This is a genomic window from Pseudomonas entomophila L48 (assembly GCF_000026105.1).
Taxonomy (GTDB): Bacteria; Pseudomonadota; Gammaproteobacteria; order Pseudomonadales; family Pseudomonadaceae; genus Aquipseudomonas; species Aquipseudomonas entomophila.
The window spans coordinates 948,324-971,298 of record NC_008027.1 but is presented as its reverse complement, the minus strand read 5'-3'; the positions used below and the strand labels follow the sequence as shown (position 1 = coordinate 971,298).

The following is a 22,975-nucleotide window of genomic DNA, read 5'->3' as shown; positions in this document are numbered from 1 at the left end:
CAAGCAGTCAGCCCCGGAAATAACAAGGAAAATTCGGTGAAACTCAGCGATATCGCCCGTCTGGCTGGTGTGTCCGTGACCACCGCCAGCTACGTCATCAATGGCAAGGCCGAACAGCAGCGCATCAGCAACAGCACCGTCGAGCGCGTGCGCGCGGTGGTCGAGGCCCATGGCTTCACCCCCAACCCCCAGGCCGCCGGCCTGCGCAGCCGGCACACGCGCACACTGGGCTTCATTCTCCCGGATCTGGAGAACCCCAGCTACGCCCGTATCGCCAAGCAGCTGGAACAAGGGGCCCGGGCCCGTGGCTACCAGTTGCTGATCGCCAGCAGCGATGACCAGCCCGACAGCGAGCGCCAGTTGCAGCAGCTGTTCCGCGCCCGCCGCTGCGACGCGCTGTTCGTCGCCAGCTGCCTGCCAGCGGAGGACGACAGCTACCGTGAGTTGCAGGCCAAGGGCCTGCCGGTGATCGCCATCGACCGACGCCTGGACCCAGCGCACTTCTGCTCGGTGATCAGCGACGATCGCGACGCCAGCCGCCAGCTGGCCCAGAGCCTGCTCAAGACCCAACCGCGCAGCATCGCCCTGATCGGCGCGCGCCCGGAATTGTCGGTCAGCCAGGCCCGTGCCGGCGGCTTCGACGAGGCCCTGCAAGGCTTTGCCGGTGACGTGCGCCGCTACCAGGGCGAAGCGTTCAGCCGCGAATGCGGGCAGCGCCTGATGCAGCAACTGATCGACGAGCTGGGTGGCCTGCCGGATGCCTTGGTCACCACCTCCTACGTGCTGCTGCAAGGGGTGTTCGACACGCTCCAGGCTCGCCCTGCCGATTCGCGCCAGCTGCAGCTGGGCACCTTCGGTGACAACCAGTTGCTCGACTTCCTGCCGCTGCCGGTCAACGCCATGGCCCAGCAGCACGGCCTGATCGCCGCCACCGCGCTGGAGCTGGCCCTGGCCGCCATCGAGGACAAGCGCTACGAACCCGGCGTGCATGCCATCGGCCGTACCTTCAAGCAACGTATCGCCCTGGCCTGACCATGCGCCTGATCGACACCCACACCCACCTCGACTTCCCCGACTTCGACGCCGACCGCGAGCCGTTGCTGGCCAACGCGGCGGCGCGCGGAGTGGAACGGGTGGTGGTGCTGGGGGTGTATCAGGAGAACTTCCAGCGGGTATGGGACCTGGCCTGTCGCGACCAACGTGTCTACGCCGCGCTGGGGCTGCACCCGATCTACCTCGACCAGCATCGCCCCGAGCACCTGGTGCAACTGCGCGAATGGCTGGAGCGCCTGCACGGTGATCCACGCCTCTGCGCGGTGGGCGAGTTCGGCCTGGACTTCTACCTGCCGGAGCTGGACCCGGCGCGCCAGCAGGCGCTGTTCGAGGCCCAACTGCAACTGGCCTGCGACTTCGCCCTGCCCTCGCTGCTGCACGTGCGCCGCAGCCATGCCCAGGTGATCGCCACGCTCAAGCGCTACAAGCCGGCGCGGGCGGGGATCATCCATGCCTTTGCCGGCAGTTACGAAGAAGCGCGGGAGTACATCAAGCTCGGTTTCAAGCTGGGGCTTGGTGGCGCCGCCACCTGGCCCCAGGCACTGCGCCTGCGCAAGACCCTGCCGCGCTTGCCGCTGGAGAGCGTGGTGCTGGAGACCGACGCGCCGGACATGGCCCCGGCGATGTTCCCCGGGCAGCGCAATAGCCCGGAGCATCTGCCGGAGATTGCCGGGGCACTGGCGCAGGTGATGGGGGTCGAGGTCGAAGCGTTGGCCGAGGCCAGCAGCCGGAATGCCTGTGAGGTGTTTGGCTGGTAAGGCGGCGCTGTCTGTACCGGCCTCTTCGCCGGCAAGCCGGCTCCTACAGGTGTTGCACAATCCGTGTAGGAGCCGGCTTGCCGGCGAACCGGGGTGGCTACACCCTGAACGCCCCGATCAGACGCTTGAGCTCCACCACCTGCGCCGACAGCGCCCGGCTGGCGTCCTCGGTCTGGTAAGCCCCCTCGGTAGTGTCCTGGGCCGCGCGGTTGATCGCCACGATGTTCAAGTCGATATCATGGGCCACGGCCGTCTGCTGCTCGACGGCGGCGGCAATCTGCTGGTTCTGCTCGACGATCCCGCCCACCGCGCCAAGAATGTTGCCCAACGCCTGCTGCACCTGGCGCGCCTCGTCGACCGTGCCAGCAGCCATCTGGTGGCTGCTGCCCATCACCTTGACCGCCGCCCCGACACCCTCGCGCAAACGCTGGATCATCTGCGCGATCTCCTCGGTGGAGTCCTGGGTACGCCTGGCCAGGGTACGCACTTCGTCGGCGACCACGGCGAAGCCCCTGCCCTGCTCACCCGCCCGGGCGGCCTCGATGGCGGCGTTGAGGGCCAGCAGGTTGGTCTGCTCGGCGATGCTGCGGATCACCTCCAGCACACGCCCGATCGCCTGGCTGTCGCCCGCCAGCTGGTTGACCGCCGCCACACTCTGGTCGATCTCGCCGGCCAGGCGGGCGATGCTGCCCTGCTGGCTCTCCACCAGATCCCGGCCGGAGGCACTTTCATGGTTGACCCGCTGTGCGCCCTCGGCAGCCAACGCCGCGCTACGCGCGACCTCCAGCGAAGTGGCGCTCATCTGGTTCATCGCCGTGGCGACTTGCTCGATCTGCTCGCGCTGGCCGCTGACCGCCTGGTTGCTGCGGGCCGACACCGACAGCACCTGGCCGGCCTGTTCCTCGACCGTGGCCACGGTATGCCCCACCTGCTCGATCAGCCCGCGGATACGCCGTACGGTTTCGTTGAAACCCCGCCCGAGTTCGCCGAGCTCGTCCTGGCTGCGAGCCTGGAAGCTGACCGTCATGTCGCCGGCCGCCACCTTGTCCATGGCACTGCCCAGGTTGCCGAGGGTTTCGCGGGTGGAGACGTAGAAACCGCTGTAGAGGTAGATGATCAACACGAATACCGAGGCCAACGCGACCACCAGGCCGACCATGCGCAGACGATGCTCGCCAAGGCGCTCCTCGAGTTGCCCGTGCAGGTGGGTCAGCACCGCGTCGTTGAGGCGGTAGGTCTGGGCCATCAGGTCGCTGGTCTGCTGGTAGAAGCCGGCCCACGGCGTGTCCAGGCTTTCAGCCACCACCACCTGATCTTCGAACAGCGTCGACGCCTGCTTGACCGTGGCCTGGCTGGCCCGGGCAACAGTAGCGAGAGCCGCCTTGGCGCTGGCGTCACTGGCCAGGGCATCGTCGAGACGGATGGCATAGTCGGCGGACAACCGTTCCAGGCGCTGAAGCAGGTCTTCGAAACGAGCACTGCCGGAGGAATCCATGAAGCCGCGCCCCAGGGCCACCGATCCCATCGCCCGCCCCTCGCCCAGCGCCTGGGTAACCTGCGCGGTGGCGCTGCCGACCAGTTCGCCTAACTGGCGTACCGAGGCCTGGCTGTCCTGGCTCAGGCCCGCCTGGCTGGCGATCTGCTTGCCCAGCACCTGGGCCTGCGCCAGAAGCTTGTCGAACAGCGCCACCTTGTTCTGCAGCGACGTCTCGCCACGGGCCTGGGCGAAGGCATCGGCCAGCTCGCCGCGCTTGGCCTCGATCACTGGGTCGCTGCCCTTGAGCGCGTCCAGCTGGGCCTGGACCTTGTCCTGCAAGGCGGTGATGCGCGTCTCCACATCACCGGCCTGGCCCGACTGGCCGAGCACGGCATTGATCTGCAGGAGATTGCCCAGGGTTTCCAGGTCGCCACGCAGGGCCAGGCTGTCGCCCAGCGGCCCCAGGCCTTGTAGCTCGACGTGGGTGGTCTGGAACTGGTTATAGGCATCGCGCACCAGATAGAAGCTGGTGGCGAGCATGGGCAGGAAAAACAGGACGCTGATCAAGCTGAACTTCATGCCGAAGCTCAGGCGATTCATCAGTGCGATGGCCGGATAGAGCAGCTGCTTCACAGGTCACCTCCTTGAATTCTTGTTGTTCTGCGGGGTAGCACTAGGCCATCTATGGCCCAAGGCTTTGTATAGCGCAGATTGGAATCAAGGTTTGTAACTTATGGTTAAGCGTGAAGCGTGTTCGCCTGTAGGAGCGGCTTCAGCCGCGATACGGTGTGTGGCACCCGCTTCGCGGGTGATCGCGGCTGAAGCCGCTCCTACAAGGCGAACCAGGCGCCGCGTCACCTCAGACCAGCACGGTCCACAGCGCGAAGCAGGCATACCACAGCACCGCGCAACGCAACAGCAGCTCCCACAGGCTGTCCAGCCGCTCCAGCCCGCGCTGGTGGTCTTCTTCCTCGGGAATATCGTCGGCCACCCGCCCGACCTTGGCCACCAGGTGCCCGGCACTGATATGCCAGTCGAGCAACTCATGCAGCATCACCCGGGTGACCGCGACGAAGTTGCCGACCAGGGCGAAACTCACCGCGATGACCCGCACCGGTAGCCAGTCCAGGGCATGGCGCAGTTGCCCGGCCAGGGTCTGCAGCGCCGGCTGGCGGCTGTGGTCGGTGGTCAGGGCGAGCAGGCGGTAGGCCAGTGCCGCGCCCGGCCCAAGCAGGAAGTACCAGAAGATCACCGCGAAGAAGCTCTGGTAGGCCTGCCACAGCAGATGCCCCTGGACCCGCTTGATCAGGCCCTGGGCATCATCGGCTGCCAGGCCCAGGTCGCGCTCGGCCACATGTAGCGCGGCCTGGTCGTCACCCCGGCGCCAGGCATCGCGAAACGGCCCCAAGGCCGCCTTCACATCGCCGCGCCCCAGGCTGTACACCAGCACCAGCAAATGCACCGGCAAGGCTAGCAGGCCATAGGCGACCGGCTCCAGCACGTGCAGCAGCAGGGCCAGCACCGCCACTGGGGCCAGTACCAGGATGGCCAGGGTCCACCAGGGGTGGACCTTGCCGCTACGTTCCAGGCGCACCAGCTCGCCGAGGAAGAAACCATCACGCTGCACACGGTGGCGCAGGGCGGAAAACTTCTCGACCCACAGCGCCAGCACCAACACCAGGAAACTCATGCCTTGTCCTCGTTACGCTGCAGGGCGGCGCGGTAGCGCGGCCAGTCGAATGCCGGACCCGGGTCGGTCTTGCGCTGCGGGGCGATGTCGCTGTGCCCGCAGATGCGCTGGGGCCCGATCACCGGCCAGGCACTGCGGATCTCGCGGGTCAGCTGCTCCAGGGTGGCGTACTGGGCATCGGTGTAGGGCAACTCGTCGGTGCCCTCCAGTTCGATACCGATGGAAAAGTCGTTGCAGCCCTCGCGGTCCTCGAAGCGCGACACGCCGGCATGCCAGGCGCGGTCGAGCAAAGAGACGAACTGCGTCGCCCGGCCGTCGCGCTCGACGAACAGGTGGGCGGACACCGTGAGGTGGTTGATGGTGGCGAAGTAAGGGTGCTCGCCTGGGTCCAGGCGGTTCTGGAAGAACTGCTGGACCTTGCCGGTGCCGAAGCAGGCCGGCGGCAGGCTGATGTTGTGGATGACCAGCAGCGAGATGGCCTCGCCGTCGGGGCGGGCGTTGAAGTTCGGCGAGGGGCAGTGGCTCACGCCGGAGAACCAACCGGTCGCACGGTCCAATTGCATGGAGCAGATCCTGATAACACCGGGTACAGGACCGCAGTATGCCTCGCGGGGGCGACCGATTGCATGTGAATCATTGTAAGGGCTGCAATGGCGCGCAAGGGTTGGACCACCTGTAGGAGCCGGCTTTGCCGGCGAAAGGGCCACAGGAGCTTTCCTAGGGCTTCAGCGCCCCTGCTGCCGACGCAGATCCTCAAGCACCGCCTCCAGCGCCCGTTCGAACAGCAAGCCGTCATCGAGCAGGCGAACCTCCCCCAGACGCAGCGCCATGGCCAGCCCGGCACGGTTCCATTCACGCACCTTCATCCCGGTGCGGTTGGCAAAGACAAAGCGGTCATTGATGTCCACCCGCGCCACCAACTTGCAGCGCAACGGTTCATCATCGTCAAGCACCTCGACCCAGGTGCCGATACGCAGGCGCTGCACCTGGCGCAACGCTGGCTCCTGGTCATCCAGGCACGGGCGTGGCCCGCAGGCCGGCTCGTCGGTGATGGCCAGTACGATATCGTCTTCGACACGTACCAGGGCCAACGCCCCATCGGTCTGCTCCACCTGCCCCGTGCACGCCTGCAGGTGCAGCCGCTCCAGTTGCAGGAAAAACTCACGGGTGGCCGCCGAGTCCAGCGCCACCCCCGCCAGCCCCTCGCGCAAGGCCTTGAGCAGGCCTGGCACCTGCTCAAGCAACCGACTCGGTTCAGGGGCCGGAACAATGCTGACGAGCAGGGTGTCGATGGTCGCCAAGCCCTCGGTCCACGCCGTTGAGGCCTCGCCCTGCTTGAGCCAGGCCAGCAGCAACACCTGGCTCCAGGACTGCACCAGCATCCGCAGCACCCCCTCGGGCAACACTCGCCCCCGCAGGCGCAGGTTCAGCTCATGCTGCACCTGCTGGCGGGCCAGCAGCGTGCGGGCGCGACCTTCCTCGGCGTCGCGCGTGCGTTGCTCGAACAGCTCGTTACGCCGCCGCTCGTCCTGGCTGAAGGCCAGGAACTCGTCGAGCAGCTCGCTGAACAGCCCGCAATCTTCGGAGAAATCGTTGAGCAGCCGCTGGACGATGCGCTCCACCCGCAGGTGCAAGCTGTCGCGCAGGCCGTCTGCGTCGCTCTCCCAGCCGATGGCCGTGGTGGCGATTTCGTTGAGCAGGCGCCGCGCCGGATGGGTGGCGCGGCAGAACAACGCCTTGTCGATCAAGGCCACCTTGAGCAAAGGAATGTGCAGGCGCCCGATCAGCCCACGCAGGCTGATGGGCAGGTTGTCGTCGACCTCGATGTAGCCGAACAGCAGGCCCACCAGGTTGATCATGTCCTCGTCGTCGGTGGCGATACGCCGGCGTGTACCGCTACGCACGCTGACCCGCAGCAGCAATTGCTCCAGCTGCTGGCCGAGGTTGAAGTCATCCGGCTCGCCAGCGGCAGGCACGTAATGCTGCAGGTGGGTGAGCAGGCGCAGCAGGTCGCTCGTGCCGATCGGCTGCGCCGAGCCCACGGCCTGCAGGCGCGGCGCGATGCAGCCCCGGGAAGGTGCCAGAAGCCCCTGCACCGAGGCGAAGAAGGCCTGGCCGGCAGCATCCGCCCCGGCCCCGCCAGCCTGCACGGGGTTGGCCGGCACACGCCGGGCAATGTCGCGCAGGTCCTCGGCGCGGCGGCGTGGTGCAGGTTGCAGGTCGGGCAGCACACCGGCGCTGGCCAGCAGTTGACCGGCCTCGCCATACAGCAGGTCAAGGTCACGCAGCACATAGCGTTCGAAAAGTTTGAGCAAGACCATCTTGACGCTCGTACCCACGCCCAGGTTGCGCCCGGCCGCCAGGAAATAATCACAGAGGCTGGCAGGGCCAAGCGGATTGCGCCGCTCGTCCAGGTCGCGATCGAGCAGCGCGGCAAAGCGCTGATTCAGCTGCTGGAGAAAGAAACCGTCGCGCGACAGCACCCGGTCGACCATGCCCTGTACAACGATGGCACGCTCGAGCTCGGTCTCGCCGCAGGCCAGCGGCGTCGGCATCAGCGAATCGAACAGATTATTCTGGCCGATCAGCGCAAAGGCTTCGTAGAACAGGTCGAGGAAGCCGCGCTCAATGCTCTTGCGCTTCAACCGCAGGTCGCGCATGGCTTCGAAGTAGAGGTTCTGGTCGACCCGGGCGCCAGCCTTGTCGGCCATCTCGAAAAGGGTGTCGTCGGCATTGTCGAACAGCGCCTGCAAGCCTTCGCGCAGCTGCAGGGCTGCCTTGTCGCGCACCTGCAGGAGCAACACGGGAAGGCTCGGCGAGGGCGTGCGTGCGCCCCGGTCGATGGCGGCCGCCAAGGGCACCACCTTGCCTTCTTTATGCATCCCGGACTCCTTGCTGGATGTAACGTTGTTCGACTGGAAGGGGTCGTCAAAGCTATGACGCCAAATACAAGGCGCCATTATCGATGAAAATTCTGACAGCTGCTAGCACGCCATTCGCACGCCTCACTGACAGTGCATTCGCCCGATTGCTCGCACCACCTGACCAAAGGTCGTCGGCGCGACAGCTGTACAGGCTGCCCCCCTGCCCTATAATCGCCGGCACCTAGCTTGTGGAGCCGACCATGCCGAACCTACGCCTCGCCGACTTGACCGCCGAAATCGAAGCCAACGTGCGCCGCGCGCTGCTGGAAGACATCGGCAGCGGCGACATCACCGCCCAGCTGATTCCGGCGGAGCGCCTGGCCAAGGCGACCATCATCACCCGCGAGGACTGCGTGATTGCCGGCACCGCCTGGGTGGATGCGGTATTCCGCCAACTCGACCCGCGGGTGGCGGTGCACTGGCAGGTCGCGGACGGCGAACGGGCCACGGCCAACCAGGCGCTGTTCCACCTCGAAGGCCCCGCGCGCTCGCTGCTCAGCGGCGAGCGCTCGGCGCTGAACTTCCTGCAGATGCTCTCGGGCGTGGCCACCCGCGCGCGCTTGCTCGCCGACCTGGTGGAAGGCACCCAGGTGCGCTTGCTCGACACCCGCAAGACCCTGCCCGGCCTGCGCCTGGCGCAGAAGTACGCGGTCACCTGCGGCGGCTGCCACAACCACCGCATCGGCCTTTATGACGCCTTCCTGATCAAGGAAAACCATATCGCCGCCAGCGGCGGCGTGGCCCAGGCCGTGGCGGCGGCGCACCGCATCGCGCCGGGCAAGCCGGTGGAAATCGAGGTGGAAAGCCTGGACGAGTTGCGCCAGGCGCTGGCGGCGGGGGCCGATATCGTCATGCTCGACGAACTGACCCTCGACGAGATGCGCGAAGCCGTGCGCATCAACGACGGCAAGGCCAAGCTCGAAGCCAGCGGCGGTGTGAACGAGACCACCCTGCGGGTGATCGCCGAGACGGGCGTGGACTACATCTCCATCGGTTCCATGACCAAGGATGTGAAGGCGGTGGACCTGTCGATGCGCCTAAGCCTGTGAGCTGAATCACAGGTATGAAAAAACCGGCCAGATGGCCGGTTTTTTTGTCGATCCTGTTCGCCGGCAAGCCGGCTCCTACAGGGTTGTGTAGGAGCCGGCTTGCCGGCGAACCAACGCAACGCTTAGTGCGCGGCGTTGGCCAGGCCGTCCAGGTAGCGCTCGACGTCCAGCGCGGCCATGCAGCCGGCACCGGCCGAGGTGATGGCCTGGCGGTAGACGTGGTCGGCCACATCGCCGGCGGCGAACACGCCCTCGACGTTGGTGGCGGTGGCGTTGCCTTCACGGCCGCCCTGGACCACCAGGTAGCCGTCCTTCAAGGTCAGCTGGCCTTCGAACAGCGAGGTGTTCGGGGTGTGGCCAATGGCGATGAACACGCCGTCGACCTTGATTTCGTCGAAGCTGCCGTCGTTGTTCTTCAGGCGTGCACCGGTCACGCCCATGTTGTCACCCAGCACTTCGTCCAGGGTGGCGTTGAGCTTGAGCTCGATCTTGCCTTCGGCCACACGGGCGTGCAGCTTGTCGATCAGGATCTTCTCGGCGCGGAAGGTGTCGCGACGGTGCACCAGGGTCACCTTGCTGGCGATGTTGGCCAGGTACAGCGCCTCTTCCACGGCAGTGTTGCCGCCGCCAACGACCGCGACCGGCTTGTTGCGGTAGAAGAAACCGTCGCAGGTGGCGCAGGCCGACACACCCTTGCCCATGAAGGTCTCTTCCGACGGCAGGCCCAGGTAGCGAGCGCTGGCGCCGGTGGCGACGATCAGCGCGTCGCAGGTGTAGGTGCCGCTATCACCACGCAGGGTGAACGGCTTGTTGGCCAGGTCCACGGCGTTGATGTGGTCGAAGACGATCTCGGTCTCGAAACGCTCGGCGTGTTCCTGCATGCGCTGCATCAGGGCCGGGCCAGTCAGGCCATGGGGGTCGCCCGGCCAGTTGTCAACCTCGGTGGTGGTGGTCAGCTGGCCGCCAGCCTGCATGCCGGTGATCAGCAGCGGCTTGAGGTTGGCGCGGGCGGCATAGACCGCGGCGCTGTAACCGGCAGGGCCGGAACCGAGAATGATGACGCGCGAATGACGTACTTCAGACATGTCGAACTCCTGTCGAGCCGGCCGCACCGGGCCGGTACCTGTGTACCGGCTGCGCCAGCTGGAATTAAAAGGGACCCACGCAGCACTTGGGGAAGGCTACAACGCGCAGGTCCTGAAACCAAAAAAGTTGAGCGCACTGTAGCGAGGCCGCAGAGAGTAAGGAAATATCCTTCGACAATCCACCTCATAGGCAGTCTCTATCCTGGGAAGAAACCGATAGGCGATGCCCAGGCGCTTTGTTACAGGCCGTTTCCCGACCATCGGGCGCCTTTCGTCGCCGCGACAAACTCGGTAAGGTCAGCGCGTTTTCCTTCTGCGGAGCATTCCGATGCAAGCCCCCGTCCTTTCCGGCCCCCAGTACCTGCGCGAGGGGCTGAAGCTGGTCCTGAGCCCGAGCCTGCGGCTGTTCGTGCTGCTGCCCCTGGCGGTCAACCTGCTGCTGTTCGGCGGCCTGATCTACTTCGCCGGGCACCAGTTCAGCCTGTGGGTCGACAGCCTGATGCCCACCCTGCCCGACTGGCTGAGCTTCCTCACCTACATCCTCTGGCCGCTGTTCGTCGCCCTGGTGCTGTTGATGGTGTTCTTCACCTTCACGCTGCTGGCCAACGTGATCGCCGCGCCGTTCAACGGGTTTCTCGCGGAGAAGGTCGAGGTGGTGGTGCGCGGCCAGGACACCTTCCCACCCTTCAGTTGGGCGGAGCTGGTGGCCATGGTGCCGCGCACCCTGAGCCGGGAAATGCGCAAGCTCGGCTACTTCCTGCCACGGGCCATCGGCCTGTTCATCCTGTCGTTCATTCCGGTGGTGAACGTAATCGCCGCGCCGCTGTGGCTGGTGTTCGGTGTCTGGATGATGGCCATCCAGTACATCGACTACCCGGCGGACAACAACAAGATGAGCTGGCAGGACATGCTGGCCTGGTTGCGGCAGAAGCGCTGGCAGTCGATGGGGTTTGGCGGGATCACGTACCTGGCGTTGATGATCCCGGGCGTGAACGTGCTGATGATGCCGGCGGCGGTGGCGGGCGCCACGCTGTTCTGGGTGCGTGAGCGCGGCTGACCCGCACACGCTATCCCTGTAGGAGCCAGCTTGCTGGCGAACCGGGCGCACCGCGTCGCTCCGGTTCGCCAGCAAGCTGGCTCCTACCTGTTCAAGTCAGGAGCTGAGCTGACTGGAGAACTGCCCCACCGCATCCACCACCTTCTTCGCCCCTTCCTGAATCTCCACGATCACCCCACCAGTGTCGGCAGCCAGGGCCAAGCCCTGCTCGGCCTGGCGCTTGCTGGTGTCGATGATGTCCACCGCCGCCTGGGCCAACTGCTCGTTCTGCTGCACCACCTTGGCGATCTCCTCGGTAGCACTGCTGGTGCGCGAGGCGAGCTGGCGCACTTCGTCGGCGACTACCGCGAAACCACGCCCCTGCTCACCCGCCCGGGCCGCCTCGATGGCGGCGTTGAGCGCCAGCAGGTTGGTCTGGCCGGCAATGTCGCTGATGGTCTTGATGATCGCGCCGATCACCTTGGACTGCTTGTCCAGCGCCTGGATACCGTCGGCGGCATCCTGCATGGAGCCCTCCAGGCCGCGCATCACCTCGACGGTCTGGGTCACCACGTCGGTGGCCTTGCGCGCGCTGCTGTCGGTTTCCAGGGAGGTGGTGTAGGCGATGTCCGCGGCCTGGGCCACGGCCAGCTCCTGGTTGACCTGGTCGGTGATCACCGTGGCGAACTTGACGACTTTGTAGAGCACATCGTGGGCGTCGATGATCGGGTTGTAGGAGGCCTCCAACCACACCACCCGGCCATGGGCGTCGATGCGCTTGAAGCGGTCGGCGACAAACTCGCCACGGCGCAGTTTGTCCCAGAACTGCTGGTAGCCGACCGAGCTGGCTTCTTCCGGGTCGCAGAACATGCGGTGATGCTTGCCACGCACCTGCTCCAGGTTGTAGCCCATGGTCTGCAGGAAACGGTCGTTGGCCGCGAGCACCTGGCCATCGAGGTTGAATTCGATCACCGCGGTGGAGCGCATCAGCGCCTTGATCAGGCTCTCGTGCTCACGGGAAGTCTCGATGGTGCGGGTCAGGTCGCTGGAATGCAGGGAGAAGTACTTGATCCGCCCTTCGCTGTTCTTCACCGGTTGCAGGATCGAGCGCAACCAGGCCTCCTCGCCATTGCCACGCAGCAGGCGGAAGGCGCCGTTGAGGTGCTCGCCACGGGTGATCGCGTGCTTCATGCGCTGGTAGAAGTCCAGTTTCTTCACATGGGGCGGGACGATATCCTCGATGTTGCGCCCGATCAGCTGTTCGGCGCGGTAGAGCATCTCGGTCTCGAAATTGCCGTTGACCGACTCGATACGCCCTTGGGGGTCGAGCTGGAGCACCAGCATCTCGCTGTCGAGGCTGTTCTTGACCTGCTCGATGGACATCAACTCTTCGCGCAGTTGCTGGATTTCTTTCTTCAGTTTGCTGTTGAACATGACCGCTCTCCTGGAGCGAATTCCCGTAGACGAATGCCTTTGCATCGGCTGCGTCCACGCAGTTCTTGAGCTCGCTGCAAGGAATTATTCATGTGCCGGAAATCGCCGGAAATCAGGCGTCATCTGCACGTCACAAAGGCGTCATATGAGCGCAATCGGGGCATCGGAGACTTTTTGTCATGAATACACCGCCCCTGCGCATCACCCTGGTCAGTGAAACCTTTCCACCCGAAATCAACGGCGTGGCCAACACCCTTGGCCGCCTGGGCGATGGGCTGCGGCAACGGGGTCACCACGTGGAAATCGTTCGCCCACGCCAGACGGGCGAAGCCACGGTCACGCCCGATGAAACGCTGCTACTTTGCCGGGGCTGGCCGTTGCCTGGCTATCCTGGGCTGCAATGGGGCGAAGTGTCGATGCACCGCCTGCTGCGTCGCTGGCGCCGGCAGCGGCCGGACGTGCTGTACATCGCCACCGAAGGCCCGCTCGGCCTGAGCGCCCTGCGCGCCGCCCGGCGCCTGGGTATCGCCGTGGTCAGCGGCTTCCACACCAACTTCCCGCAGTACTCCGGGCAATACGGCCTGGGCCTGCTGGCGCGGATGCTCACCCACTACCTGCGCTGGTTCCACCGGCGCACCGCCATCACCCTGGTCCCCAGCGCCAGCCAACGGCTGGAACTGGAACGACGCGGCTTCGAGCGGCTGGGCCTGATGGCCCGTGGCGTCGATGCCGGCCTGTTCAACCCGGCCCGGCGCAGCCAGACGCTGCGTGAACAGTGGGGCCTGGGTGCGGATGACATTGCCGTGCTGCACGTCGGGCGCCTGGCCCCGGAAAAGAACCTGGCCCTGCTGCGCCCTTGCATGGAAGCGTTGGCAAGAAGTTATCCACAAAAGCGCCTGCGCCTGATCGTGGTGGGCGACGGACCACAGCGTGCGAGCCTGGAACAACAACTGCCGCAGGCGGTGTTCTGTGGTGCGCAGCGTGGCGAGGCGCTGGCCGAACACTATGCCAGCGGCGACCTGTTCCTGTTCCCCAGCCTCACCGAGACCTTCGGCAACGTGGTGTTGGAAGCCCTGGCCTCGGGGCTCGCGGTGGTCGCCTACGACGAAGCCGCCGCCGCCCAGCACATCCGCCACGGCCACAGCGGCGCCCTGGCCATGCCCGGCGACCAGGCCGCCTTCATCGATGCCGCCTGCTGGCTGCTCGAAGAAGGCGAAACCCTGCGCCGGGTGCGCCTCAATGCCCGGCAGCATGCCAGCCGCCAGGGCTGGCCGGCCATCGTCGAGCAGTTCGAGGGGTACCTGCACGGCGCGATGGCAGGAAGCGGAGTTCCTGCCGCCACGCTGGCGATCAAGCCAGGGTCGTCAGTGCCTCACGGCTGAACGGCAGCACGTCGGCTTCACGCCCGTCGCGCACTTTCTGCGCCCACTGCGCGTCCACCAGCAGGGCCCGGCCCACGGCAACCAGGTCGAATTCTTCGTCCTCGAGCCTGCGCAGCAGCCCTTCCAGGCTGGCCGGCTTGGCCACCTTGTCGGTGTCGACCATGAACTGCAGGAACTCGCCGTCCAGGCCGACGCTGCCCACGGTGATGGTCGGTTTGCCAGTGAGCTGGCGGGTCCAGCCGGCCAGGTTCAGCTCGCTGCCGGCGAACTCCGGCTCCCAGAAGCGCCGGGTGGAGCAATGGAAGATATCCACACCCGCCTCGGACAGCGGCTTGAGGAACGCCGCCAGGGCTTCGGGTGTCTCCACCAGACGCGCGCTGTAGTCCTGCTGTTTCCATTGCGAGAAACGGAAGATGATCGGGAAGTCCGCGCCGACTGCAGCGCGCACGGCCTGGATCAGTTCGATGGCGAAACGTGAACGACCTGCCAGGTCGCCACCATATTCATCATCACGGCGGTTGCTGGCCTCCCAGAAGAACTGGTCGATCAGATAACCGTGGGCACCGTGGATCTCCACGCCGTCCATGCCGATGGCCTGGGCGTCACGGGCGGCCTGGGCAAAGGCTGCGATGACGTCACGGATATCCTCGTGGGTCATGCCATGGACCATCACCTTGCCATCCTTCTCCTTGCCGCTCGGGCCATAGCCCGGCACGCTGCCGTCCGGCTCGGTGCCCAGGCGGCGCACGCTGCCTACATGCCACAGCTGCGGCACGATGCGCCCGCCTTCGGCGTGCACCGCGTCGACCACCTTCTTCCAGCCAGCCAGGGCATCCTCGCCGTGAAAACGCGGCACGTTGGGGTAGCCATTGGCGGCCAGGTGGCCGACCGTGGTGCCTTCGGTGATGATCAACCCAACACCGGCGGCGGCGCGGCGGCGGTAGTACTCGACCACCCCGTCATGGGGCACGCCGCCCGGCGAGAAGGTACGGGTCATTGGCGCCATGACCACGCGGGTCGGCAAGTCGAGGGAGCCAAGGGTGAAGGGCTGGAACAGAGGGTTGCTGGACATGCGGCGCTCCCGACGGGTGAGGAAATGCGCCAAAGAGTAGGGGGAGCCTGGTGGCGGGCACAGCATCATTGATTTGAGTGATTGCGGGGTATCGCGAGAGATTGCAGGGGCCGCATGGCGGCCCCCTGGGCTATTCAGGCCAGCGCTTTCTCGATCGCCTGCAGCACGGTCGGATCATCCGGCGCGGTCCGTGGCGCGAAACGCGCCAGCACACGGCCATCTTTGCCCACCAGGAACTTCTCGAAATTCCAGGTGATATCACCCGGGAATTCGGCGCCCTCACCCGCCAGCAAACGATACAACGAATGACGATGCGGGCCGTTGACCTCGAGCTTGGCCCCCATCGGGAAGCTCACGCCATAGTTGAGGCGGCAGAAGTCGTTGATCTCCTTTTCGCTCCCAGGCTCCTGCCCGGCAAACTGGTTGCACGGCAGGCCGAGCACGTTGAACCCCTTGCCCTTGAACTGCTGATGGAGCTTTTCCAGCGAAGCGTACTGCGGCGTCAGGCCACACTTGGACGCAACATTGACCACCAGCACCACCTGGCCCTTGAACGGTGCAAGGGGCAGCTCCTTGCCATCCAGCGCCTGCAACGTCAGGTCGTGAAATGCACTCATGTTGATTCCCCTCTCAGGTTCCCATGTGCCGCTGGGGGCGAATCCCGCCCACTAAAAAGGCGCGCGGTCAAACCGTCTACCCTCCCGAGGAGGGCAAGTCCGGCTTGCCCGAGCGCCTGGCGACTCTCTGAGCTTAGCGCAGAAAATCAGTGGTGATGGCCACCTTCACCGTGGATGTGACGGTGAGCGATTTCTTCTTCGCTGGCGTCACGCACGGTGACCACTTTCACCTTGAAGTTCAGGCGCTGGCCGGCCAGCGGGTGGTTGCCGTCGACGGTCACGTCGTCGCCGTCGATGTCGCGGATGGTGACGATCTGCATCTGGCCGTCCGGCGCCGAGGCGTGGAACTGCATGCCGACTTCCAGCTTGTCGACGCCTTCGAACAGGCTGCTGCTCAGGGTGCTTACCAGTTCGGCGGAGTATTCGCCGTAGGCATCTTCCGGCTCGATGGCAACGGTCAGTTCGTCACCGGCCTGTTTGCCTTCCAGGGCTTTTTCCAGGCCCGGGATGATGTTCCCGGCACCGTGCAGGTAGACCAGCGGCGCACCACCGGCGGAGCTGTCGATGACCTCACCAGCGTCGTTGGTCAGGGTATAGTCGATGGAGACAGCCTTGTTGGCGGCGATCAGCATGGGGCAAGACCTTTTGCAAAAGAATGTAGAACCGGGAAGTGTAACCAAGGCATCGTCCGATTGCGAACGCGCCATGGACGAACAGTCGCCCGTCAGTCAGATCCTCGGCTTTCACCAGGACGAGGAAGGCCACTGGGTGGCCGATCTGTCCTGCGGCCACACCCAGCACCTGCGCCACCAGCCCCCGTGGCAATCGCGCCCCTGGGTGCTCGACCCTGCCCAGCGAGCGCAACGGGTCGGCCAGGCATTTGCCTGCGGCTGGTGCGCCCAGGGTGCCGTTAGCGATACCCTTGGCCATTGAATTCCTTGCACCGCTTATTTCGAGAAGCACGCATGCAGACATTTTTCATCGCGCCGACCGACTTTGGTGTCGGCCTGACCTCCATCAGCCTGGGCCTGGTCCGCACCCTGGAACGCGCCGGGCTCAAGGTCGGCTTCTTCAAGCCGATCGCCCAGCCGCATCCCGGCGATACCGGCCCGGAGCGCTCCAGCGAACTGGTCGCCCGCACCCATGGCATCAAGCCGCCCACCCCGCTGAGCCTGGCCCATGTCGAGCGCATGCTCGGCGACGGGCAACTGGACGAACTGCTCGAAGAAATCATTCGCCTCTACCAGCAAGCCTGCGTCGGCAAAGACGTGGTGGTGGTGGAAGGCATGGTGCCGACCCGGCACGCCAGCTACGCGGCACGGGTCAACCTGCACCTGGCCAAGAGCCTGGATGCCGAGGTGATCCTGGTATCAGCGCCGGAAAACGAGGTGCTGAGCGAGCTGTCCGGCCGGGTCGAGCTGCAGGCCCAACTGTTCGGCGGCCCGCGCGACCCGAAGGTGCTGGGGGTGATCCTCAACAAGGTGCGTACCGACGAAAGCATGGCCGACTTCGCCACCCGCCTGCGCGAGCATTCACCGCTGCTGCGCGGCAACGATTTCCGCCTGCTGGGTTGCATCCCCTACCAGGCCGACCTCAACGCCCCGCGCACCCGCGATGTCGCCGAGTTGCTCGGTGCCCAGGTGCTCAATGCCGGTGACTATGAGCAGCGGCGCATGAACAAGATCATCATCTGCGCCCGTACCGTGGCCAACACGGTACCGCTGCTGACCTCCGGCACGCTGGTGGTGACCCCGGGCGATCGCGACGACATCATCCTCGCGGTGAGCCTGGCGGCGATCAACGGCGTGCCCCTGGCCGGCCTGCTGCTGACCAGCGACAGCAAGCCCGACCCGCGCATCCTCGGCCTGTGCCGCGGCGCCTTACAGGCCGGCTTGCCGATTCTCTCCGTGAGCACCGGCTCCTACGACACCGCCAACCAGCTCAATTCGCTGAACCGCGAGATCCCGGTGGATGACCGTGAGCGCGCCGAATTCATCACCGACTTCGTCGCCAGCCACCTGGACGCCGACTGGCTGCATCAGCGCTGCGGCACGCCGCGTGAGCTGCGCCTGTCGCCAGCGGTGTTCCGTTACCAGTTGATCCAGCGTGCCCAACAGGCCAACAAGCGCATCGTCCTGCCCGAGGGCGCCGAGCCGTTGCTGGTCCAGGCCGCCGCGCTGTGCCAGGCCCGCGGCATAGCCCGCTGCGTGCTGCTGGCCAAGCCGGAGGCGGTGGAAGCCGTCGCCCGCGCCCAGGGCATCACCCTGCCGCCCGACCTGGAGGTGCTGGACCCGGAACTGATTCGCGGCCGTTATGTCGAGCCCATGGTCGAGTTGCGCAAGAGCAAGAACCTCAACGCGCCAATGGCCGAACAGCAACTCGAGGATCCGGTGGTGATCGCCACCATGATGCTCGCCCTGGGCGAAGTCGATGGCCTGGTCTCGGGCCTGGTGCACTCCACCGCCAACACCATTCGCCCGGCCCTGCAACTGATCAAGACCGCGCCGGGCTCAAGCCTGGTCTCATCGGTGTTTTTCATGCTGTTCCCCGACCAGGTGCTGGTGTATGGCGACTGCGTGATGAACCCGCACCCCAGCGCCGCGGAACTGGCCGAAATCGCCCGGCAGAGCGCCGAGTCGGCCGAGTCGTTCGGCATCGCGCCACGGGTGGCGATGCTCAGCTACTCCAGCGATTCAGCGGCCAGTGACGAAGAAGTGGAAAAAGTGCGCGAAGCCACGCGCCTGGCCCAGCAGGCCGAGCATGACCTGCTGATCGACGGGCCGCTGCAGTACGACGCCGCCGCCAACCCCGAGATCGCCCGCCAGCTGGCGCCGTCGAGCCCGGTGGCCGGGCGCGCCACGGTGTTCGTGTTCCCCGACCTGAACACCGGCAATACCACCCACAAGGCGGTACAGCGCAGCGCCGATTGCGTCAGCCTTGGGCCGATGCTGCAGGGGCTGCGCAAGCCGGTCAACGACCTGCCGCGCGGGGCCCAGGTGGACGATATCGTGCATACCATCGCGTTGACGGCGATTCAGGCCAGCACCGTGCGCTGAATGCAGATGGGGCCGCTACGCGCCCCATCGCGGGTAAACCCGCTCCTACAGGTACAGTACAAACCTCAAGGCTTGCGCTGTACCTGTAGGAGTGGGTTTACCCGCGATGGGCTGCGTAGCGGCCCCACCGACTCAGCGTCTTGGCGACTTAGGGATACTGCTGAACGGTACCCTGCTGGTCATACTGCTGGCCTGGAATCGGCTTCAGGTTGACCTCGACCCGACGGTTCTGCGCGCGGCCATTGGCGTCGGCGTTGCTGGCAATCGGCTGGTCCGGGCCCATGCCGCGAACAGTCACCCGCGACGCATCCACGCCCTGCGAGGTCAGATAAGTGCTGACGGCCTGGGCGCGGCGCTGCGACAGGTCCATGTTGTGCTGGCGGCTGCCGGTGCTGTCGGTGAAGCCGACCACCTCGATGGTGTTCTGGTTGAACTGCTTGAACGAATTGGCGAGGTTGTTCAGCGGCGAGTAGAAGCTCGGGGAGATGTTCGCCGAGTCGGTGGCGAAGGTGATGTTGCCCGGCATGATCAGCTTGATCTGGTCACCCTGGCGCTGCACCTCGACGCCGGTGTTGGCCATCTTCGCGCGCAGCTCGGCTTCCTGCTTGTCGGCGTAGTAGCCATAGCCGGCGGCGGCGGCGCCCACCGCGGCGGCGCCGATCAGCGCGCCCTTGCCACGGTTGTTGTGGTCGATGGCGGCACCGGCGATGGCGCCGGCCAGCGCGCCCAGCCCACCGTACTTGGCGGTCTTGCTCATCCCTGTGGATTCCTGCGACTGGCCCTGGTTGTCATATGGGTTGGGGCTGGCACAACCGGACATCAGGGCAGCGGCGGTAGCGACGATAATCAGACGACGCATGGTGAACATGGACAAGCTCCTACTGAAATTCAAAAGTGCGGCGGATCACTCACGGATCTGTGCCAGCCTTGGATTGCAGCGCAGCGGAAAAATTCCATGAAACCTCAGGCGCGCACGAACGGGTTCTCGCGCATCTCGTCGCCGAGGCGGGTGTCCGGGCCATGGCCGGTCACCACGATGGCCTCTTCATCCAGGCGGTACAGGCGTTCCTTGATGGAACGAACGATAGCCCGCTGATCGCCACCCCACAAATCGGTACGGCCCACGCCCCGGCGGAACAGGGTGTCGCCGGCGATCAGCAGCTTGTGCTCGGCGAACCAGAAGCTCATCGAGCCCGGTGTGTGCCCGGGGGTGTGCAGCGCCACGCCGCAACCGCAGGCTAACTCCTCGTCGTCGCTCAGCCAGCGGTCCGGCGACGGTACGGGGGTGTAGGGCATGCCGAACATCTGGCACTGCATCTCGAGGTTGTCCCACAGCGGCTGGTCGGCCTTGTGCAGGTGCAACGTGGCGCCGGTCAGCGCCTTGAGCTTGCCGGAGGCGAGGAAATGATCGAAGTGGGCGTGGGTGTGGATGATGCTCACCAGCGTCAGGCCGTGGTGCTGCAGGCGGGCGAGGATCTTCTGCTCGTCACCGCCCGGGTCGACGACGATGGCTTTCTTGCTGACGGGGTCGCCGATCAGGGTGCAGTTGCACTGCAACGGACCTACGGGGAAGGTTTCGCGGATGAGGGAGGCAGGTAATGAGTTCATGTTCGGCCCAGGAGGGTATTTCGCTTATTTACACAGATTTGCTCGATTAAAGCATTGCAGTGCCTGTGAGATCGAGCGCCGCCCGCGCGGCGCATCGCGGATGAATCCGCTCCTACATCGGTGGCAACGTGGCCATGACCGATAGGCCATGGTTGTTCGCCTTGTTGGTACGACGCGTTTTTTTGGCTGGCGCGGCCGCCGCCCCGCCAAGCTCAAGCCAAGCGCCAAGGCTGGCAACCATGGCCTGACAGGTGCGGCACGTTGCAACGAATGTAGGAGCGGATTCATCCGCGATGCGCCGCGCGGGCGGCGCTTGATCTCCAGAGCACTGCAAGGCCATCGCCAAGCACCTGGCAGCCAAAACGCAGGGCCGACGTGCTCCTCAGGCTTTCAAGGCAGGTACAACCGGAACAACCCGCCGCCCAACGTCCCGCCATTGGCGATTTCAATTCGCCCGCGCACGCCGTTGCGCTCATGCAACGCGGCAATCCGCGCGGCAAAGTACAACCCCAGCCCGGTACTGCCACTCTGCGAATCGATACCCTGCACATAGTCATGCTGGCGCTCGAGCATGCGCTGTGGATAACCGGTGCCGTCGTCGTTGACGCTGATCACCAGTTGCTCGCCCTCCTCCTCGATGCTGATCAACAAAGCATGACCGGCATAGCGGATGGCATTGGTGAGCACGTTGGCAACGACCGAAGCAACCAGCTCGCGATCGAAGAACCCCAGCGGGCTTTCGGTCTCGATACGCCAGGTGGCGAGGATGTCGCGGTGCTTGATCACCTCTTCCTGGGCCGCCAACTGGGCCTCGATGAAGTCGTCGAGCTCGTGGTAATCCGGGCAGATGGGGAGCTGATTGACGCCCAGCTTGTACAGCCCCAGCAACTGCACCAGCATCCCGTTCAGGTGGCTGAGCTCGTGCTCCACCACGCCTTGCTCGGTGCCGCCGCGCAATTCTTCGGGCAAGCGCGCCAGCCATTGGCTGTGGGCATGGGTCAGTGCCGAGAGGGAGTTCTTCAGGTCATGCACGGTGGAGGCGATCACCGTGGAGAAATCCAGCCCCTGGTTGTCCTGGTTCATGCGCCGAACACCCGGATATGCAATTTTCGGTAACGGTCGTAGCGGCTGTCGCTGGCAGGAATGCCGGCCACGCTGGTCAGGCAGTTGCGGCATTCCTGCATGACGGCGGGTGGCGGCGTCTCGCCACCGATGCGCAGCAGCGCCTGGGCGGTGTTCAAGGCGATACTGATGTTCTTCGGCTGCAACGACAGCGCCTTGCGGAACATGCCCAGCGCCTCGTTGAGCTGCCCACCCTGATAGCTGCGCACGCCTTGACGGTTCAGATCCACCGCCTCGGTCACGGCACCGAGCACCGTGGGGTCGTCGGTGAGCTTGGCCACGCTCTGCATGACCTTGGGATCATCACCGTAGGTCTCCACGCACCCCTTGAGAATCGAGGTGCCCGCCGCGTCCTGGCCAAGCTGCTGCAACTGCTTGGCCACGGTCAGCGCCGCTTCGACCGAGAAGAACTGCTCCATCTTGTCCAGACGCTGCATGGCCTGCTCGGTGAGTTTGGCCGCGGTTTCCGCGTCACCGGCCTGTTGCAGGCTGGCGGCCTTCATCAAGCGTGCGCGCACCTGCAGGCCCTGGTCCTCGACGTTCTCCTTGGCCACTTCGCTGAGCACGGTGTTGATTTCGACGCGGGTACGGGCATCGAGACCATTACCGGCGTTCTTGTTCATGAGGGCCTGGACCAGGCCCAGGTTGCTTTCGGCATCCTTGTAGCGCGAGCTCTGCCCTTGGTTCACGGCGTGGCGGAAGGCCTTCGAAGCACTTTCGAAATCGGCGTTGTCCAGGGCCAGCTTGCCCAAGGCGGCCTGGCGGCGCACGGCGAGCGGCGACAGACGCACCGCTTCTTCAAGCATGTGCTGGGCACGTCGGGTTTCACCCTGGGCGACCAGCACCTCCGCCATGCCGTCATACAGGTTGGGCATGATCGGGAAGGCTTTGAGCGCCTGTTCGTAGACGCCTTGGGCCTGTGCATGCTGGCCACGCTTGTGCAGCAGGTTGCCCAGTGCGGCGTAGACCCACGGCTGTGGGCGGCTGGCGAGGATGCTCTTGAGGAACTTCTCGAGTTCCTCGAAACGGTTCAGGTCACGCAGTGCGTCGGCGCGATAGCGCAGGCACAGCGGGGCAAAGCGTGGATCCTTCTTGCACAGCTCCGCACAAGCCGCGAGCACTTCGGCCGGGCGAGAACGGTCGAGCGCCTGGAGGATCGGTTTGAGCAGTGTCTTGCGCTGGGTGAGTTTCTCCAGCCGCTGGGCCAGGCCGACCCGATTGAAAGGCTTGGTCAGGTAGGCGTCGGGTTCGTGCTCGATGGCACTGAGCACAATGGACTGGCTGCTCTCGGCCGTGACCATGATGAACACGCACTCATGGCTGATGAGCTTGTCGAGGATCAGGTCCTCGAGCACCTGCTGGCCATTCTTCTTGCCATCGCCCAGATGGAAGTCCTGGAGGATGAAGTCGTAGCGCTTTTGCCCGCACATGCGCAGCGCCTGCTCGCCGCTGTCTGCGGTATCCACGTCGCGCACGCCCAGCTCCCGCAGCATGGAGCGGGTCGAGGTGCGAAAGTCGGTGAAATCGTCGACGATCAGAAAGCTTTTTTGCCCGTACTGCAGCATCAACACGACCTGTATGCGAAGAAATGGGGAGAAGGCGCGCGACGATG

19 protein-coding genes and 2 pseudogenes are annotated in these 22,975 nt (G+C 65.3%); 7 read left to right on the top strand and 14 right to left on the bottom strand.

Translation table 11 applies throughout. The features are described 5' to 3' along the window. Positions 1-36 precede the first annotated feature (36 nt). Positions 37-1,032 carry a catabolite repressor/activator gene (gene cra / locus PSEEN_RS04325; RefSeq protein ID WP_011532263.1) on the top strand — a complete coding sequence of 332 codons (996 nt, stop codon included), beginning with the start codon at positions 37-39 and terminating at the stop codon, positions 1,030-1,032. A 2-nt stretch (positions 1,033-1,034) separates the two neighbouring features. Then, the gene (locus tag PSEEN_RS04320) at positions 1,035-1,811 is read left to right on the top strand and encodes a TatD family hydrolase (RefSeq protein ID WP_011532262.1); all 777 of its coding nucleotides are present in this window, start codon (positions 1,035-1,037) and stop codon (positions 1,809-1,811) included. A gap of 97 nt (positions 1,812-1,908) precedes the next feature. Here the strand turns inward: PSEEN_RS04320 and PSEEN_RS04315 are convergent, their stop codons facing one another. The 4 genes from PSEEN_RS04315 to PSEEN_RS04300 all read right to left on the bottom strand — a co-directional run bounded on the left by PSEEN_RS04315 (position 1,909) and on the right by PSEEN_RS04300 (position 7,860). Continuing rightward, positions 1,909-3,921: a methyl-accepting chemotaxis protein gene (locus tag PSEEN_RS04315; RefSeq protein WP_011532261.1), complete on the bottom strand. Its 2,013-nt coding sequence runs from the start codon at positions 3,919-3,921 to the stop codon at positions 1,909-1,911. Between the two features lie 226 nt (positions 3,922-4,147). Further along, complete coding sequence (gene ampE / locus PSEEN_RS04310) at positions 4,148-4,978, bottom strand: regulatory signaling modulator protein AmpE (RefSeq protein WP_011532260.1); 831 nt, start codon at positions 4,976-4,978, stop codon at positions 4,148-4,150. Further along, a complete protein-coding gene (ampD, locus tag PSEEN_RS04305) occupies positions 4,975-5,541 on the bottom strand; it encodes a 1,6-anhydro-N-acetylmuramyl-L-alanine amidase AmpD (protein WP_011532259.1) in 567 nt (188 codons plus the stop codon). Before ampD ends, ampE begins: the two co-directional genes overlap by 4 nt. A gap of 162 nt (positions 5,542-5,703) precedes the next feature. Further along, positions 5,704-7,860 (bottom strand): DUF1631 domain-containing protein, encoded by a 2,157-nt coding sequence (locus PSEEN_RS04300; protein WP_011532258.1) that lies wholly within the window; start codon positions 7,858-7,860, stop codon positions 5,704-5,706. Positions 7,861-8,102: 242 nt separating this feature from the next. Between PSEEN_RS04300 and nadC the strand changes: the two genes are divergently transcribed. Continuing rightward, complete coding sequence (gene nadC, locus PSEEN_RS04295) at positions 8,103-8,951, top strand: carboxylating nicotinate-nucleotide diphosphorylase (protein WP_011532257.1); 849 nt, start codon at positions 8,103-8,105, stop codon at positions 8,949-8,951. A 122-nt stretch (positions 8,952-9,073) separates the two neighbouring features. On the opposite strand, the gene trxB is transcribed toward nadC, so the two are convergent. After that, positions 9,074-10,036 (bottom strand): thioredoxin-disulfide reductase, encoded by a 963-nt coding sequence (gene trxB / locus PSEEN_RS04290; protein ID WP_011532256.1) that lies wholly within the window; start codon positions 10,034-10,036, stop codon positions 9,074-9,076. A gap of 328 nt (positions 10,037-10,364) precedes the next feature. On the opposite strand from trxB, the gene cysZ reads away from it, so the two are divergent. Next, a complete protein-coding gene (gene cysZ / locus PSEEN_RS04285; RefSeq protein WP_011532255.1) occupies positions 10,365-11,093 on the top strand; it encodes a sulfate transporter CysZ in 729 nt (242 codons plus the stop codon). Positions 11,094-11,189: 96 nt separating this feature from the next. On the opposite strand, the pseudogene PSEEN_RS27230 reads toward cysZ, so the two are convergent. Continuing rightward, positions 11,190-11,615 (bottom strand): annotated as a pseudogene (locus PSEEN_RS27230) (methyl-accepting chemotaxis protein); the annotation flags it as partial. Between the two features lie 168 nt (positions 11,616-11,783). Further along, positions 11,784-12,416, bottom strand: a pseudogene (locus PSEEN_RS27225) (PAS domain-containing protein); the annotation flags it as partial. A gap of 269 nt (positions 12,417-12,685) precedes the next feature. On the opposite strand from PSEEN_RS27225, the gene PSEEN_RS04275 reads away from it, so the two are divergent. After that, positions 12,686-13,888, top strand: coding sequence for a glycosyltransferase family 4 protein (locus tag PSEEN_RS04275; RefSeq protein ID WP_011532253.1), 1,203 nt, complete (start codon positions 12,686-12,688; stop codon positions 13,886-13,888). On the opposite strand, the gene PSEEN_RS04270 is transcribed toward PSEEN_RS04275, so the two are convergent. The 3 genes from PSEEN_RS04270 to PSEEN_RS04260 form a co-directional block, all read right to left on the bottom strand. Next, on the bottom strand, positions 13,857-14,960 hold the full coding sequence (locus tag PSEEN_RS04270; protein ID WP_011532252.1) for an NADH:flavin oxidoreductase: 1,104 nt from the start codon (positions 14,958-14,960) through the stop codon (positions 13,857-13,859). The genes PSEEN_RS04275 and PSEEN_RS04270 overlap by 32 nt on opposite strands. Before the next feature lie 134 nt (positions 14,961-15,094). Then, on the bottom strand, positions 15,095-15,577 hold the full coding sequence (locus PSEEN_RS04265) for a glutathione peroxidase (RefSeq protein WP_011532251.1): 483 nt from the start codon (positions 15,575-15,577) through the stop codon (positions 15,095-15,097). 146 nt (positions 15,578-15,723) lie between these two features. Next, positions 15,724-16,209: an FKBP-type peptidyl-prolyl cis-trans isomerase gene (locus PSEEN_RS04260; RefSeq protein ID WP_011532250.1), complete on the bottom strand. Its 486-nt coding sequence runs from the start codon at positions 16,207-16,209 to the stop codon at positions 15,724-15,726. Here PSEEN_RS04260 and PSEEN_RS04255 point away from each other — a divergent pair. Next, complete coding sequence (locus PSEEN_RS04255) at positions 16,208-16,510, top strand: DUF3565 domain-containing protein (protein ID WP_044487693.1); 303 nt, start codon at positions 16,208-16,210, stop codon at positions 16,508-16,510. The genes PSEEN_RS04260 and PSEEN_RS04255 overlap by 2 nt on opposite strands. 32 nt (positions 16,511-16,542) lie before the next feature. Further along, entirely contained in the window at positions 16,543-18,633 is a 2,091-nt protein-coding gene (gene pta, locus PSEEN_RS04250; protein WP_011532249.1) for a phosphate acetyltransferase, read from the top strand. Between the two features lie 148 nt (positions 18,634-18,781). Here the strand turns inward: pta and PSEEN_RS04245 are convergent, their stop codons facing one another. The 4 genes from PSEEN_RS04245 to PSEEN_RS04230 form a co-directional block, all read right to left on the bottom strand. Then, positions 18,782-19,501 (bottom strand): YiaD family glycine zipper/OmpA-like lipoprotein, encoded by a 720-nt coding sequence (locus tag PSEEN_RS04245; RefSeq protein ID WP_011532248.1) that lies wholly within the window; start codon positions 19,499-19,501, stop codon positions 18,782-18,784. A gap of 95 nt (positions 19,502-19,596) precedes the next feature. Next, the gene (locus PSEEN_RS04240) at positions 19,597-20,241 is read right to left on the bottom strand and encodes an MBL fold metallo-hydrolase (protein WP_011532247.1); all 645 of its coding nucleotides are present in this window, start codon (positions 20,239-20,241) and stop codon (positions 19,597-19,599) included. A 390-nt stretch (positions 20,242-20,631) separates the two neighbouring features. Further along, positions 20,632-21,324: a sensor histidine kinase gene (locus tag PSEEN_RS04235; protein WP_011532246.1), complete on the bottom strand. Its 693-nt coding sequence runs from the start codon at positions 21,322-21,324 to the stop codon at positions 20,632-20,634. Beyond that, entirely contained in the window at positions 21,321-22,928 is a 1,608-nt protein-coding gene (locus PSEEN_RS04230) for a tetratricopeptide repeat-containing response regulator (protein ID WP_011532245.1), read from the bottom strand. The genes PSEEN_RS04235 and PSEEN_RS04230 overlap by 4 nt, the downstream gene beginning before the upstream one ends. Positions 22,929-22,975 lie beyond the last annotated feature (47 nt).

Bases quoted from the DNA above. Each gene is read 5' to 3' on its own strand.
- PSEEN_RS04320 (WP_011532262.1), top strand. From the start codon at position 1,035: ATGCGCCTGATCGACACCCACACCCACCTCGACTTCCCCGACTTCGAC.
- ampD (WP_011532259.1), bottom strand. From the start codon at position 5,541: ATGCAATTGGACCGTGCGACCGGTTGGTTCTCCGGCGTGAGCCACTGC.
- PSEEN_RS04265 (WP_011532251.1), bottom strand. From the start codon at position 15,577: ATGAGTGCATTTCACGACCTGACGTTGCAGGCGCTGGATGGCAAGGAG.
- PSEEN_RS04300 (WP_011532258.1), bottom strand. From the start codon at position 7,860: ATGCATAAAGAAGGCAAGGTGGTGCCCTTGGCGGCCGCCATCGACCGG.
- PSEEN_RS04240 (WP_011532247.1), bottom strand. From the start codon at position 20,241: ATGAACTCATTACCTGCCTCCCTCATCCGCGAAACCTTCCCCGTAGGT.
- PSEEN_RS04245 (WP_011532248.1), bottom strand. From the start codon at position 19,501: ATGTTCACCATGCGTCGTCTGATTATCGTCGCTACCGCCGCTGCCCTG.
- PSEEN_RS04260 (WP_011532250.1), bottom strand. From the start codon at position 16,209: ATGCTGATCGCCGCCAACAAGGCTGTCTCCATCGACTATACCCTGACC.
- PSEEN_RS04230 (WP_011532245.1), bottom strand. From the start codon at position 22,928: ATGCTGCAGTACGGGCAAAAAAGCTTTCTGATCGTCGACGATTTCACC.
- cysZ (WP_011532255.1), top strand. From the start codon at position 10,365: ATGCAAGCCCCCGTCCTTTCCGGCCCCCAGTACCTGCGCGAGGGGCTG.
- trxB (WP_011532256.1), bottom strand. From the start codon at position 10,036: ATGTCTGAAGTACGTCATTCGCGCGTCATCATTCTCGGTTCCGGCCCT.
- PSEEN_RS04255 (WP_044487693.1), top strand. From the start codon at position 16,208: ATGGGGCAAGACCTTTTGCAAAAGAATGTAGAACCGGGAAGTGTAACC.
- PSEEN_RS04270 (WP_011532252.1), bottom strand. From the start codon at position 14,960: ATGTCCAGCAACCCTCTGTTCCAGCCCTTCACCCTTGGCTCCCTCGAC.
- pta (WP_011532249.1), top strand. From the start codon at position 16,543: ATGCAGACATTTTTCATCGCGCCGACCGACTTTGGTGTCGGCCTGACC.
- ampE (WP_011532260.1), bottom strand. From the start codon at position 4,978: ATGAGTTTCCTGGTGTTGGTGCTGGCGCTGTGGGTCGAGAAGTTTTCC.
- nadC (WP_011532257.1), top strand. From the start codon at position 8,103: ATGCCGAACCTACGCCTCGCCGACTTGACCGCCGAAATCGAAGCCAAC.
- PSEEN_RS04275 (WP_011532253.1), top strand. From the start codon at position 12,686: ATGAATACACCGCCCCTGCGCATCACCCTGGTCAGTGAAACCTTTCCA.
- PSEEN_RS04235 (WP_011532246.1), bottom strand. From the start codon at position 21,324: ATGAACCAGGACAACCAGGGGCTGGATTTCTCCACGGTGATCGCCTCC.